Annotated in this window: 10 protein-coding genes; all 10 read right to left on the reverse strand. The window is 34.1% G+C overall.

All coding sequences use genetic code 11. The features are described 5' to 3' along the window. Window positions 1-18: 18 nt before the first annotated feature. Entirely contained in the window at window positions 19-7209 is a 7191-nt protein-coding gene (sov, locus tag HX088_RS04895) for a T9SS outer membrane translocon Sov/SprA (protein ID WP_286483587.1), read from the reverse strand. Next, window positions 7209-7790 carry a Holliday junction branch migration protein RuvA gene (gene ruvA, locus HX088_RS04900; protein ID WP_286483588.1) on the reverse strand — a complete coding sequence of 194 codons (582 nt, stop codon included), beginning with the start codon at window positions 7788-7790 and terminating at the stop codon, window positions 7209-7211. The genes sov and ruvA overlap by 1 nt, the downstream gene beginning before the upstream one ends. 176 nt (window positions 7791-7966) lie before the next feature. Then, window positions 7967-8641 (reverse strand): MBL fold metallo-hydrolase, encoded by a 675-nt coding sequence (locus tag HX088_RS04905; RefSeq protein ID WP_286483589.1) that lies wholly within the window; start codon window positions 8639-8641, stop codon window positions 7967-7969. A gap of 107 nt (window positions 8642-8748) precedes the next feature. Further along, a complete protein-coding gene (locus HX088_RS04910; protein ID WP_284583155.1) occupies window positions 8749-9465 on the reverse strand; it encodes a sulfite exporter TauE/SafE family protein in 717 nt (238 codons plus the stop codon). Next, complete coding sequence (locus HX088_RS04915; RefSeq protein WP_188319280.1) at window positions 9450-9893, reverse strand: FixH family protein; 444 nt, start codon at window positions 9891-9893, stop codon at window positions 9450-9452. Before HX088_RS04915 ends, HX088_RS04910 begins: the two co-directional genes overlap by 16 nt. A 5-nt stretch (window positions 9894-9898) precedes the next feature. Next, on the reverse strand, window positions 9899-11380 hold the full coding sequence (gene ccoG, locus HX088_RS04920; protein WP_225540324.1) for a cytochrome c oxidase accessory protein CcoG: 1482 nt from the start codon (window positions 11378-11380) through the stop codon (window positions 9899-9901). A 105-nt stretch (window positions 11381-11485) separates the two neighbouring features. Then, window positions 11486-12433: a cbb3-type cytochrome c oxidase N-terminal domain-containing protein gene (locus HX088_RS04925; RefSeq protein WP_188319281.1), complete on the reverse strand. Its 948-nt coding sequence runs from the start codon at window positions 12431-12433 to the stop codon at window positions 11486-11488. Further along, window positions 12430-12552 (reverse strand): hypothetical protein, encoded by a 123-nt coding sequence (locus HX088_RS04930; RefSeq protein ID WP_262891593.1) that lies wholly within the window; start codon window positions 12550-12552, stop codon window positions 12430-12432. The genes HX088_RS04925 and HX088_RS04930 overlap by 4 nt, the downstream gene beginning before the upstream one ends. A 77-nt stretch (window positions 12553-12629) precedes the next feature. Further along, a complete protein-coding gene (ccoO, locus tag HX088_RS04935; protein WP_171623844.1) occupies window positions 12630-14897 on the reverse strand; it encodes a cytochrome-c oxidase, cbb3-type subunit II in 2268 nt (755 codons plus the stop codon). Further along, on the reverse strand, window positions 14897-15061 hold the full coding sequence (gene ccoS / locus HX088_RS04940) for a cbb3-type cytochrome oxidase assembly protein CcoS (protein WP_171623843.1): 165 nt from the start codon (window positions 15059-15061) through the stop codon (window positions 14897-14899). The genes ccoO and ccoS overlap by 1 nt, the downstream gene beginning before the upstream one ends. Window positions 15062-15073 lie beyond the last annotated feature (12 nt).

The following is a 15073-nucleotide window of genomic DNA, read 5'->3' on the forward strand; positions in this document are numbered from 1 at the left end:
CTGTTTGTTTTATTGTTTTTAATTTCCGAATGTAAAGGTAGCACTAAATCCGGCACGAATTTGAGAAATTGGAAAAGCTGTTGAAATTTTATATTTGCTCATCATCTGATCCCAATAGAATCTCAAGTTCAAATTCTTGCTCACATTATAATCTGCCGTCAACTTGAACGACATAATTCGTTGTCCACCTGTTATTTGCGAATCACCATAAATATTTGTTGGTGTATCTGGATTCTGTAAATCGTCAAAGTTATAAATTACTTTTCTGATTGTTGTTTGATTATCTCTTAACGAAAAATCTCCTCGAATATTCAAATCTCCTTTTACCGTTTTTTGACTTCCTTGGTAACGAATCTTCATCTTGAAATCTTTGAAAATATAACCAAATCCTATAATATATTCCGATCCATAATCTTCTGTATACGTATAATTTGTTGTACTTAAAGACAATAAACGATCTCTGTTATATTGCGCTCTCAACTGCATACTGTTACGGAACGTTAAATCTACTCCTAACAATGGCGAGAACGATTCGATCATCGTTACAGCTCCATATAAATTCTGCGTATAGAAATTTCCGTTCTCATCTCTTCCTGTCACTTGTCCGCCAGACATAATACCTGTATCTAACATAAAGTTTGGATTCGACTGAACTCCTGTTGCTGTATACGTTGAATTATACGCACTCGAAATTTCGACATTATCAAAATATTTATTGACAATTGGAATAGATTTTAAACCTGTATACGCCACTCTCCAGTTCGGAACTGGAATAGATCGATTGTATCCTAATTTTGAAGAACCTGCATCTTTTCCTTGTACTGCAGCTAAAAAGGCTGGTAAAAGAACATCAGAACTTCTTGCGTTAAAGCCTTCATAATATCCCATTCCATCTTTGTTTCCACTTCCTCTTTTTTGTGCTAAGCGTTCAGAAATAGTTTTGGTATTCGTTAAGAATTGATCAAAAATAGCATCACCATCTTTAAAAGCTGTTTTGATGTTAACTGTCGAAATATTAAGATTTGTTAATTCGTCTATGTAAGGATTTGCCACATCAAGATTAAATCCTGAATGATAAATACGGCGATCTTTCATGCGTTTTGCATTCAAATCTATTCGTAAATCTGGAATTGGCTCAATTAATGCTGTTGCATTAAAATCAGTTCCTTTTGTAATTTGATAAGCATCTGTCATCAACTCATCTCCTACAATTAAACCTCTTTCAACTAACTGACGTTTGATATCGAATTGTGTTCCGTATACAAAACCTAAACTTGGTCCGTTTTTACCATCAACACCAAAGAAACCTGGCTCGTATAATAATCCTGGAATTACAGCTCCGTTGCGTTGATTATACGTAAAATTCGCACGTTTTAATGATGATAAAACCATCCAACCATAATCTTTGGCTGTAAATTTATGTTTGAATTTGTACGCTGATTTCTTATTTGTTCGACGTTTTTTAGAGAATAATGTTGTGTAAACTGTATTCAATGAATCAATCTCTTGACGACGACCTTTCAAAATAGAATCGTAACGTTTGTAACCTTTAAATTCTGGATAGAATTTCGCGAAATCTAAATCTCCAATCAAATTGATTGAATTTGAATTCTGTGCCGTTCCTTTTCCTAAATTAACTGGTCGAGTTGAAGTTGATCCATCTGGATTAATCACTTCTGTTTCGAAATTACGATAAGCTGTCGAAGTTGCCATCCAGTTATAATTTGACGTAAAACCTGTTTCGACATTCATCCAATTTAAATACGGGAAGAATTTCAATGGTAATTTATAATTCACCTGAAATTGCTGATCATATTGCAAAGGACGACCAATGGTAAACATGTTTTGCCAAATCATATCTTGATCTGCACGTTGGAAAGTCGTTCCATCATTCAACGTCATGGTTGAAGATGTTAAATCTAAACGCAATGATTTTGTTAAATCAAACCCTAAATTATATTGCCAATTGAACAAGAAATTGTTACTGTACGTTGGACGAATCAAACTTGAAGATCCACCTCCTAAATATTGACTAATATCACGGTATTGTCTTTCGCTGTATGTACGCGCAATTTCGGTACGGAAAGAGAATCGTGTTGGCAATGGATTGATATTAAACTCTCGAATAAATTGTAAATATTTGCTCGATTCTTCTTTTGGTTGAACCATTCTCCATTTTTTAAATGGTTCGTATGATTTTCCTCTAAATCCGTATGTATAATTCAACGAAGCTCTCAGTTGCTGATTAACGTTGTATTGTGTATAGATATCACGATAATAATTATCCGAATACATCATCGACAAAGAGAAGTTCGATGGATCATAAAAACGAACAGGATTATTGTTATTCGTTGATCTAACTTTGCGAACATTGTTAAATGCAAAACTTTTGTATTGCGTATAAGTTCGAACAACTTTTTCTAATTCAGCTTTATTAGGCGCTTCATCAAAAATAATATCGTTGTCTAACGGATTGTATTTTGGATCGACAAAACTTTCTTGAATCGTAAAATCGAACGGAATTTCCATTCCCCATTTCTTCGGTAAGAATTTGTCTAATTTTACTTGTGCATTCAAGGCATATTGCAATGATTCGTCTTGATTACGATTCGCAGGACCTTGATCTATCGCTCCAAATCCTACAGAACTTGTACTTCCCGAAACTTGAACATTGGCAAAATCTCCTAAATTAAATTGCACATTGGCTGCTGCTGCATATCCACCTTTGTTATCAATTTCGCTTAAACGAAGTTCGTTCACCCAAAGTAATACTTCTTTTTCTGAAGAACCAGAAGTGTTACGTACCCCAATCATAATCGATGATACATTACCAAGTGTTGGACGTCCTTTTACGTAAACTGTTTTGTTTGGATTTTCTTGATCGAACGCAAAATTAAAACGTTGCAATGTACTGAAGCCATCTAAATCCCTTTGTTTTTTTGCATCTGTAAACAAATCTGTATTCAGATCAATAAAGTTTTCATCTGGCCAAACTGCACTTTCTGTTGTTGCGCTTTGAGGGGTGTACTTCAACGGCATTTCGTATTCGTAGTAGTTATCAGTATAATCACTACCTACACGAATAAATAATTTTGTTCCATCATCAACAGCATTCGACGTTCTGTCTAATAAGTTTTGTGCCGATACAAACATTTGCAATTTTTTGTATCGTCTCAAATCTAAATTCGTATTCTTAAAAATCGCTTTTGATGTACTACCTGGTTTAAACTTCGCTTTCAATGTCATCGAAGCTTCGTTCTGAGATTGATATCCAGTCGCTCCTTGCGTTTGCTCGCGATAAACTCCTGGAGGCATCATATATCGTGGACGATCAGTTCCGTTACGTTCAATACTTACTTCACCAACTTCTAAATCGTCGATATTTTTATCATCTTCGTAACCTTCTTGATTACTAATAATATAAGGGTAAATATTTTTTGTGTAACGACGCCATTCCGAACGAACTAAATCAAAAGTACCGAAACGAAGTGTTGTTTCTTCCTCAAACCCACGCATTACCATACGCATAAAACGAGCAGCAGTTAAAACGCTTTCCGCTTGTGCAATAGAGGCATCATTGTTCAACTCTTCTACTCCGTCTCCATCAATATCTAAATCGAAGTTATCAACAGGAATACGAACTTGGTACCATTTTACTTTCTGCGAAGATTTATCTGGAAATTCACCATCAACTTCTTTTCTTCCAACAATAAATTTATTGTTTGGATCTTCTAAACTTTGACGATCAATTTTTAAGGTATACTGATTATAATTCTCCGTTTGATCTAAGTTAAAGTCGCCATTGATATCTTCTGTATCTGGCACTAATGAAGAAGCATGTAAAGGATTATCCGTTGAATTGTTTCCTTGAGGATTTCTAAAATAACGGTAACGATCTTGGACTGTATTTCCGATAGAAGCTCCTCTAAAACGATCATCTAAGAAGAATAAATAGTTATCATTTGCAGGATCTAATTCCCCTGTAACTAAATTATTACTTGTAATTCCGTATCGTTGAGCTTCTTCTTCATCGGTCAATCCATTGTATCCTAAATCTTGTTGTTTACGTGCTTCTCCTTCTGTATCGAACGCATATAAAATAGGATTCAATTGAGGTGTTAATCCCCATTTTGAAGAAACTGTAGCAGCTCCATTACCTGAATGAGGTAATCCATTTTCGTACATCATTTCACCGTCTTTCAAGACATCTTCCGAAACATTTCCTAAATGCACTAACAATTCTCCTTCTCCCCCTTTTCCATCTGCATATGGATCCATCATCCAAAATTCGATGTATTCAACATTCGAATCCTTGAAGTTAGAAACCGAAATAGGTCGCATCATTGCTCCCCAATTTTTGGTATCTGTTGCATTTGGATTGATGTTATATGGACCACGTTCTTGCGGATAAAATGTCATATCCAATGTACTGATATACGAGTTGGTTCCTGCCATGACATCACGTTGATCAAAAAGTTCTTTCAACTTAACTCGACGTGCCATGTGCGATGACATTTCTTTATCTGACAAAGGTGAACTACCTCCAAGTCCATAAAAACGAGGATCAATTGAATACCATGACATCATACGACGACCATTATTAAAGGATAAATCGTCATTTTTCATTCCATTCGGGAAGAATGGGTGATAACCAGAGGCTGAATATCCCGCAGGTTTTCCTGGTGTAGATCCAAATTTCCATGAACCAACATCCAATAAACTGATACGAGATTGTGCATCTTCAAAATCATCAATGTAAGAATATCCTCCTGTAACATTGTTGACACCTGGCATTAAGTAAGCAGCTTCTGCCTGAACATTAATGTTCGACATTTCATCTGTTTTGATTCCAGGAATTTTATTGGTTAAACGCGTTAACCACTCAGCTTCTGAGTTATATTGTGTATTAAGTCCAAAAATAGTATTATTAACAGGTTCTGAACCAAATTGTGTTTTTTGTGTAACAGGACGTTCTTGGTAATTGATTAATGTACCTCCCAACATAAATTTATCGCTAAAATTATGTTCGACATTAATTCCCATGAAACGTTTTTTCTGTAAATTAAATGTAGATTGATTCTCTAATGCCACATTAATTGGTGCACCAGAGTTTTTCAATTGTTCGTTGATGATTTTTACACGTCCTAATTGATAATCGACTGTATAATCAACACCTTCTGTTAAGGTTGCTCCACCAGAAGTTACTTTTACAGAACCTTGCGGCACATTGAAAGCTCCTAAAGGAATACCATCAGAAACTGTTCCTTTGTAACGACCTTCTAAGGTATAACGATTGGCTAACTTTTCGCCAGAAAGTGTATTTGGTAATTGACGATAAATCTCATTGAAAACGTATTCTTGATTTTGCCCTTGTAACTTATTATCCAAATATTTACCAAAAGGTTCAACAGAAGTAAAAATAATATTTCCTCTTTCTGTGTCAATGGTAAGCCCAGACTCAAAATCGAATAAACCATCTCCTTTACTTCCATCAGGGTTTTGTTGTAATTGTCCGTTCGAATTTAAACGGTCCATATTCAACACTTGTAACAATGATTGTTCTGAAACGGCAGAATTTGGTAGATAATTTAATGTTCCTGAAGATTGTTCTCCATTATCTTTGAAATTTACATTTAACATAAAATCTTCACTCGAAACACCATAAGCATTTAACGAGTAAATATTTTTCATCATCAAATCCCACATTGGCGAAGCCACGTTTACAGCTGAATTTGGCTTAATTAATTTCGCAATAATTGGTTTGTCTGTTTGATCAGACATTTGTCCAACGGTATACAATTTCCCAGGATCAGAACTTGTTGTATACTGAAAAGATACCGCTAATAAATCTTCACCATCAATCAAAGGTGTATTCAACGAAATGTATCCCAATTTTGGATAGAATGTAAATTCGGATGCATCAAGTTTTCGAACGTTTTCGTTGACGATAAAGTTCTCTCCATCTTGAAATTGTTCTCCATTGTAAGAAAATCCATTCAAATAACTTCTCGCGTCACTAATCTTTGAAAAACCTTGCGAATTGATCGAATTAAATAAAGTATTGCTATCGTTATTTGGAGTTGAATTACTTTCGGCAATATCTCGTAAAGCAATAACCGAACGTCTTGTTTGCTGATTACCTCCAGATTTATCAACTTTCCAAACTTCTATTCGCTGGATATTGATATTACTGTTAACTGCAGGATAATTCGCTAAAGCTCTATCATAACTATTTCTGAAATATTGACCTAAGAAGAAGTGTCTGTTGTATTCGTATTTTTCGGCAGCAACTTTAAAATCTGTCATTACACCACCACCTTGTACCACGATATTTTTCGATTCCGAACGTTGTTCTGAGAACACAGCCGATACATTTGTACGACCAAATTTCAGATCTGTTCGAACTCCAAAAAGTGATTGAGCACCTGTAATTAACGAAGTACTAAGTGGCATCGAAATATTACCAACCTCTATATTTTGTAAAATATCATCTTCACCAGCAAATGGATCCAACTTAGTTCCTAAGGCTTTGCGCCATTGAAGTTTCATTTGATTTTCGAAACCGAATCCAGCTTGCGTATCATAATTAACTTTCAATTGTAAGTTTTCACCTACTTTTCCCAAAATACTCAACTGCATACGTTGGTTAAGATCCATCGTAAGGGTTTGTCTATTTTGCGGCAAAAGCATCGGGTTATCAATCTTTTGTAAGAAAACCCCTAAATCTAAATTAGCGTAACCTTGTGGTGTTAAGGAAATTTCTGAACCTCCAAAAATAGTTTCGAAAGCTTTAGACTTGATTCTAAAACTTGGTAAAATATTACTGTCCTTTTTCCCTTCTTTATCTCCAAAACGTTGCTCACGATAATATTGATCATTTGTTTGAGATTTAGTACGGAAGTAATTTTTCATGTCTTGATTCTGAACCAATGTCAAATACTCTTGACGTGTCAAATAAATTGGTTCGGAAACTAAACTTGTTCCTATTTGAGGATATAAGATATACTGACGCTTTATCGCATCGTACTGTACATCGTATGTTATTTGATTATCTAAAAACAATCCACCTTTTTGATCGCGCATAGGAAATTTGAGTGTATCACTTTCCTGTGCCATCACATCGCCCATAGCTCCCATTGCAAAAAGGAAACACAATGCTGCTATAGTAGAGCCTTTACGAATAGTTTTTGGTTCGTTATGAATCTTCATTAAATTTTCTTCAAGGTTTCTTTTACTAAGAATTCTACATCTGCATCTGGTTGATCTTGTAGGATTTTGTCCATGACTTTCTCTGCAGATTTTTTAGGAATTCCTAAAACTTCTAAAGCAGATAACGCTTCATTCTTAGATTTATTTTTGACCGAAGTAGAATTAACATCTAATATTAAACTTTGATCCAGTTTATCTTTCAAATCAATAATAATTCGCTGAGCTGTTTTGGCTCCGATTCCTTTTACGCTTTGCAGCAATTTGGCATCTTCTGTTGCGATTGCTGTAACGATTTCTTTAGACGATAAAGTCGAAATAATCATCATTCCAGAAGCTGGACCAACACCATTAACACTAATTAATTTCTGAAAAATTTCTCGTTCTTCTTTCGTTGCAAACCCATAAAGTATATGCGCATCTTCGCGAACAATCAAATGTGTGAAAATTGTAACCGCTTCTTCGTGTTCCAAAGTAGAATAGGTATTCAGTGAAATATTAACCCAATATCCTACACCATTGCAATCTATTACAGCATTTATTGGATAAATCTCGATTAATTTACCTCTTAATTGTGTTATCATTTTGACGTTTATTTAGTTACACTACATATAGTGATAACGTCAAAAATACGATTTATTTTGGAAGGGTGTAAATAGTTTATTTGTTAGAATCTAATTTTAATTGTAAGGATTGTAATAATCGATTTTCGAAGTCAGAAATAATACTTTTTGCCAAGAAATTGACATACCAATTTAATTTAGTAAGGAATATTTATAACTTCTCCTTGATTTTTTAATAAAAAATGATTCTCTGGATTGTTTACATCAATTTCTTGATTAGGATATAAATGATAAATACCTATATTTTTAGTATCTATTACTAATTTCGTATTATTTGCATTTCTATAAATCCATGGATTTAAAAAAGTCCATTCTACATTTTTTATCTTAGCTAAATCATCTAAATCTCCTGTATCACCAGAAATATAAATCTTCTTATTATGCCATTTAATTAAATATGAATAATGTTTAAACGAAATACCAAAAACTTTATGTTTTGTCTTAAAAGCTTTAATTTCAAAATTTGGAATTGACTCATGTAACTTCACTAATTTGCTAATATTCCAAGGACCGAACTTCTGTCCATTATATCTTTTCACAATTTTTTTAGAATAATGATCTGAATGTTTATGTGTAAAAATAAAAATAGATTTATTCTTAACCTCTTCAATTTCTTTATCATCATATTTCATATAGTTGTGAGCTCCTGATTTATATGGAAAATCTATATAAAAATTATTTATTCCATCTGTCATATGAAATCCACAATTTCCTATAAACTTGATTTTAATTTCTTTCGACTGCCCAAATCCTAAATTAGATAAAAGAATAAAAACAATAACCAATCCATTCTTAAAATAAAAACTATTCATTTTTAATTACTTATTTATATAAATAAAGCTAAAATAAGCTTATTTAAATATAAAACAACATAGTAAATACAAAATAAATAAAATCCTCTAAGAAAATCAATAAAGTTCTACATACAATGCTCATCCATTCCATTTAGCTGAAGTGCTTCTTTGGCTGGCGAGATAAACGGAATATCTAATTCTAATCCGCGAAGAATAAATAAAACACCAAGTATTAAGGTGATGATTGGTAAGATTTTTAAGATAGTTTGTCGTTGTTTGACTGATAAAAAATTACCAAATAAAACGGTAGCAAACATTAGTGGTAATGTTCCTAATCCGAAGAAGAACATGAACATGGCGCTTTTGTAAACCGTTCCTAAACCGATGGCTGCAGTTAAAGAGGCGTAAACCATTCCGCAAGGTAATAAGCCATTTAATAAACCAACTATATAAAGTGAGGAAGAATCTTTCTTGATTAAGAATTTACCAAGAGAGATTTTTACTTTTACCATCAAGGCATTTACAGGACGAAGCTGAGATGCTCCGTTTTCGTAGAATTTCGGAATCATGACCATAATAATCATTAACACACCAATCAATATACTTAGGTAGTTTTGTAAACCCACAAATGTAAATGATTCGCCAATTAGTCCTAAAATTGCGCCTAAAATCGTGTAAGTGGTTACACGTCCCAATTGATAAGTGAGATTGCGAAGTGTAAATTTTAGTTTGTCTTGGGATTCTAATCCCAAAGATAAAGCAATAGGTCCGCACATCCCTACGCAATGCAGGGACGATGTAAGACCTATAGATAATGCTATGATAACTATTGTGAGATCCATCGAATGGACTTTTTAATCAAGTATGTTTGATTATTTTCCTTCCAACTTAATGTTAATTCGTATTCTCCGTCTATTAACTTAACAGAAGGTATTAAGAAATTTTTTCGGTCAGATAATCTGATGTTAGTTTTGATATCTTTAGTTTCGTCTGCGTTTCGCATCAAAAAAATATCTCCTTTAAAATCTGCCGCAGTAGTTGCTGGAAATTGAAACAAAAGTCCATTTGCTTGTACAATTACTTCTGGCTTTTCGGCTAAAGCATTTGCACGTTTCTCTGCGTTGATTTCGTCTTGAAAATGTATTTCTTTTTCGTAGTAATTTTCCGTTACCATTCCGCCTGTATCTCCTGCAAAATATAGCAATGATAGGATAAATGTCATAAAACATCCTAAGGCAATTGCTACATAATGTCCCCAATTTAACTTCATATTTACTAATATTTGAATGGAGCTGAGAAGCTCGTTTCGTATTTATCGATTACTTTTCCTTTTTGATTGATCAATCCAATGACCACTTTTTCTTTGTACGATTTTACTTCATTTGTTGGAATTTTCAAGAAGAATTTCCCTTGAATGATTTGACCTTTTTCCATGTTCAATTTATTAACACCTTCGTACATTTCTACTTTTGAATCTTTGTGTGATAATAATTCTATTGATACAATTTGGTCGGCATTTGTTTTGTTGTATAATGTATATTCAAATTGATTGACGTAATATTGACCTTCTACTTTATAATCTGTTCCTGGTACTTTTAGGTATTTAGACTCTACATCTGAACGAGAGAAAAGGAAAGCTGTCATAGCACCAATCAATAATAACAAGGCAAATGTGTAAGCTGCTAAACGTTTTGAGAATTTGAATTTCTCTCCACGTTTGATATCATCTTCAGAAGCATAACGAATCAATCCTGTTGGTAAACCAACTTTTACCATTACTTCGTCACATGCATCGATACAAGCTGTACAGTTGACACATTCTAATTGGATTCCGTTACGGATATCAATACCAGTTGGGCAAACAACTACACATTGTCCACAGTCGATACAATCTCCTTTTCCAGCAGCTTTACGATCTTCATTCTTTTTGAATTTTGCACGTCCAGCTGTAGATTCACCACGTTTGAAATCATATGTTACATTAATTGTATGCGAATCAATAAGTACACCTTGAAAACGTCCGTAAGGGCAAACCAACGTACAAGCTTGTTCTCGGAACCATGCAAATACAAAGTAAAACATTCCAGAAAAGATAACTAATCCAATCAATGTCCCGATATGTTCTGCTGGACCGTCAAGAATAACTGCGTATAAAGCATCTGCTCCAATAATGTAAGCTAAGAATACATTTGCTATGATAAATGAAATGATAGCGAAGATGGTCCATTTTAATAGTTTTTTACGAATTTTTTCTTCGTCCCATTCTTGTTTATCTAATCTCATTTGTTTTGCTCTGTCACCTTCTATGGCATATTCTATTTTTCGGAAAACCATTTCCAAGAATATTGTTTGGGGACATACCCAACCACAAAACAACCGTCCATAAGCCATGGTAAATAATACGATAAAAATAATGGTCGTAATCATTCCGATAGCTAACAAGAAAAAGTCTGAGGTAAAGAAAGGGAAACCGAATAAAATGAATTGACTTTGTAAGACATCAAATTTGAACAAAGGATTTCCGTTTGGTAATTTAAAAAAGGGTGTTAAGATTAATATTGCTAACAATACATAACTAACGTATGTCCTATAATTAGTAAACTTACCTTTTGGTTTTTTAGGATATACCCATTTTCGTTCTCCTGTTCTTTCCATTGTTCCAATGGAAGTACGAACGTCTTCGTTCATTTGGTTATTATCCTCCAAATAATCGTTTAAATTAAATTCATCTTTTGGGTCAGAATTTTGAACACTCATTGTCGTGAATTTTAAATGTATACAAATTTACGACTAAAAATGAAAAGAGAGCCTATAAATAAGCTCTCTTTCAATATGATATTTGTTGTAATTATTTGTTGTTAATTACTTTTGCTTCCAAGATTCTACTAAATCTCCTTGTGGAGCAGCTGCACCTTCAGCAACTGTCTTAGTAGCTTCTTTTTGGTTGATGTAGTACACATAAGAAGCAATTTTCTCGATTGCTAAACCAGATAACTCTTTACGTTGTCCGAATGCACGCATCTGAGGATTTTGTGGAGATCCATCATAAATAATGTGATAGATATTTTTGAATAAACTATCTTCAACATGATTCACCCAGTAATCATCTGTTAAGTTTGGTCCAATACCTCCAATACCATCTTGCATGTGACATTGAGTACAGTTTTGATCGAATAATTTTTTTCCTTGTTCTACAATCGCTGGATCATTCGATTTATCAATAGCACCTGTGATGTCAATATCATTTTGAACTGCCCAAATACTATCCACTTTATCTTTATAAACCATTTCTTCTTCGTATTCTTTGTCCATGTGAGCGAAGTCTGTAAAACTATATGCCATTACATAAACAACCATAAATACAATACCGAAATAGAATAATGATAACCACCATTGTGGTAAAGCATTGTCTAACTCTTTGATTCCGTCAAAACCATGATCTAAGATGATAGACTCTTCTTCTTTATCAGATTGTTTTTTAGCAGCTGAACTAAATAAGCGTTTGAAATAACCTATTTTTCCTTCTTCTAAATACTGTGCTTGTTCTACTTCTGATAATCTTTTGAATCTTTCTGCTTCGATTACTTTGTTCAAAGCATTAATAATTAAAAGCATTACCGTTGCAATTGCTAATACTGCCCAGAAAATTCCTTGTGCGAACACATGTTTTAAATGTTCAAGTAAATTGTTTACCATTCCTTGAAAACCTGGTTCTGGCACCACATCTACTGGCGTAACCATTGTAAACGCTAAGATTATAGCTAATAGCGTTAATGGGATAAATATATAGGCCGGGGTACGTTGTCTCATTTTGTATTATTTTTTTCGTTCTCTTCTGGTTCTAAATCTAAAGCTGCAGACTCGTTATCTTTATAAAAATCTTTTGGTTTTTTCATAACCTTAACAAATACTGTTATAAAGATTGCCATAAATCCTATTAGGATTAATGTCTGCAACAAAGATGCATACTCATACTGAGAAAGGAATTCTTTATAATATTTTAACATTAGTTACTCGCTGTCTCTACTTGTTCAGCACTGATATCTGTTCCTAAACGTTGTAAATACGCAATTAATGCAGTAATCTCACGGTCTCTTAACGGAACAAACTCTTTTCCTTCAGCTTTAGCTTCAGCTTCTTTTTTAGCATATAAGTCTTTCAAATCATTAGCATCTTTAAAGATACTTGTTTCGATCGCTAATGCTTGTTTGTTCATAGAAACTTGCATACTATCAAAATCTTCTTGTTCATAAGGAACTCCTAATGCAACCATAGATTTCATTTTATCACGCGTTAACTCACGGTCTAATTTATTTTCGATTAACCATGGGTAACGAGGCATGATAGATCCGTCTGATGTAGAACGTGGATTCCACATGTGTTTGTAATGCCAAGCATCTGGATTTTTACCTCCTTCACGGTGCAAGTCTGGACCTGTTCTTTTTGATCCCCATAAGAATGGATAATCGTAAACAAATTCTCCTGCTTTAGAGTATTCTCCATAACGTTTTACCTCGTCTCTAAACGGACGAATCATCTGAGTGTGACAAGCGTTACAACCTTCTCTAATATATAAATCACGCCCTTCTAACTCTAAAGGTGTATATGGTTTGACACTTGAAATTGTAGGTACGTTAGATTTTACTACAATTGTAGGTACAATCTCTACTAAACCACCAACAGCTAAAGTTAATACAGCTCCGATTGTTAAAACGATAGGAGTTCTTTCTATCCAAGAGTGTACTCCTTCTCCTTGTGTACGTGAAGCTGTTTTTGGTGCTAATGCAGGAGCTTCTGCTTCTTCATTCGCAATAAAGCTTCCTGATTTTACAGTTTTCCAAACATTAATAACCATTAAAATTGATCCAATCAAATATAATGTTCCTCCAAATGCACGTAATGGATATAACCATTGTTTAAGAATTGTAACTGTTTGTAAGAAGTTACCATATTCTAATGTTCCGTCAGCTGCGAATTGTTTCCACATTAAACCTTGTGTCCAACCTGCAACATACATAGGAATTACCCAGAATAAGATACCGAAAGTACCAATCCAGAAGTGTGCATTTGCCATCTTGACAGATGCTAATTTAGTTCCAAATAACTTTGGTACTAAGTAATAGATCATACCAAAAGCGATAAATCCATTCCATCCTAAAGTACCTACGTGTACGTGAGCAGGAACCCAGTCTGTAAAGTGACCAATTTTATTTAAAGTTTTTGTTGCTAATAACGGTCCTTCGAAGGTAGCCATACCATAACAAGTTAAAGCAACTACGAAGAATTTCAAGATTGGATTTTCTCTTACTTTATCCCATGCACCACGTAATGTTAATAAACCATTTAACATACCTCCCCAAGATGGAGCGATTAACATGATAGAGAATCCTGTTCCTAAAGCTTGTGCCCAACCTGGTAATGCTGTATAAAGCAAGTGGTGAGGTCCAGCCCAGATATAAATGAAAATCAATGACCAGAAGTGAACAATAGATAACTTGTATGAGAATACAGGTCTATTTGCTGCTTTTGGTACAAAGTAATACATTAATCCTAAAATAGGAGTTGTTAAGAAGAATGCTACAGCATTGTGTCCGTACCACCATTGCACTAACGCGTCTTGAACTCCAGAATATAATGAGTAAGACTTTGGAGCTGTTAAGCTAAAAGTCACTGGAATTTCTAAGTTATTAAATACGTGTAGCATTGTAATAGCTGCCCAAGTTCCGATGTAGAACCAAATAGCTACGTACAAGTGACGTACACGACGTTTAGCAATTGTTAAGAACATTTGTGCTCCGAACAACACCCAAACTAGCGCGATTAAAATATCAATTGGCCATTCATGCTCAGCATACTCTTTAGAAGTGTTGTATCCTAAGATAAATGTAACAAATGATAATACAATAAATAATTGCCATCCCCAGAAAACGATCCAGCTTAAAACGTCGCTGTACATTCTGGTTTTCAACAATCTTTGCATTGAATAATAAGCTCCGGTAAAGAACGAGTTACCAACAAAGGCGAATACCGCGAAAGTTGTGTGTATCATTCTTAACCTACCAAAACCAAGTGTTCCTTGCGAGTTGATTAAACCTTGAATATTTCCTCCAATTGTACCATCATCCGATCCGAAGATGTATTCTGGTAACGTAGGAAAAAACAACAAAGTTGCAACCAATACTCCAAAGAAAAATGCCATAACTGCCCAAAACAATGTGGCATAAAGGAAATACTTTACGATCTTATTGTCGTAACTAAAAGTCTGCATTTGCATTATGAGTCGATTTTATCTTGTGTTTTTTTATCATCTTTTAACATTCTCACTGCTGGAGATTCATCTTCGTCAAACTGTCCCTTTTTATATCCCATAAAGAATAATAGAAGGAAAATTGCCCCCAAAGAGACACTAACCAATATCATTAATAATAATATCCCCATAGCTCCACAAAA

This window comes from Empedobacter sp. 225-1 (genome assembly GCF_030328185.1).
Classification (GTDB): Bacteria; Bacteroidota; Bacteroidia; order Flavobacteriales; family Weeksellaceae; genus Empedobacter; species Empedobacter stercoris.

What these genes read in the sequence shown, in the direction of transcription:
- HX088_RS04910 (WP_284583155.1), bottom strand. Translation starts at nt 9,465, where the DNA reads ATGGATCTCACAATAGTTATCATAGCATTATCTATAGGTCTTACATCG.
- ruvA (WP_286483588.1), bottom strand. Translation starts at nt 7,790, where the DNA reads ATGATAACACAATTAAGAGGTAAATTAATCGAGATTTATCCAATAAAT.
- HX088_RS04930 (WP_262891593.1), bottom strand. Translation starts at nt 12,552, where the DNA reads ATGGCAATCTTTATAACAGTATTTGTTAAGGTTATGAAAAAACCAAAA.
- HX088_RS04905 (WP_286483589.1), bottom strand. Translation starts at nt 8,641, where the DNA reads ATGAATAGTTTTTATTTTAAGAATGGATTGGTTATTGTTTTTATTCTT.
- sov (WP_286483587.1), bottom strand. Translation starts at nt 7,209, where the DNA reads ATGAAGATTCATAACGAACCAAAAACTATTCGTAAAGGCTCTACTATA.
- HX088_RS04925 (WP_188319281.1), bottom strand. Translation starts at nt 12,433, where the DNA reads ATGAGACAACGTACCCCGGCCTATATATTTATCCCATTAACGCTATTA.
- ccoG (WP_225540324.1), bottom strand. Translation starts at nt 11,380, where the DNA reads ATGAGTGTTCAAAATTCTGACCCAAAAGATGAATTTAATTTAAACGAT.
- ccoS (WP_171623843.1), bottom strand. Translation starts at nt 15,061, where the DNA reads ATGGGGATATTATTATTAATGATATTGGTTAGTGTCTCTTTGGGGGCA.
- HX088_RS04915 (WP_188319280.1), bottom strand. Translation starts at nt 9,893, where the DNA reads ATGAAGTTAAATTGGGGACATTATGTAGCAATTGCCTTAGGATGTTTT.
- ccoO (WP_171623844.1), bottom strand. Translation starts at nt 14,897, where the DNA reads ATGCAAATGCAGACTTTTAGTTACGACAATAAGATCGTAAAGTATTTC.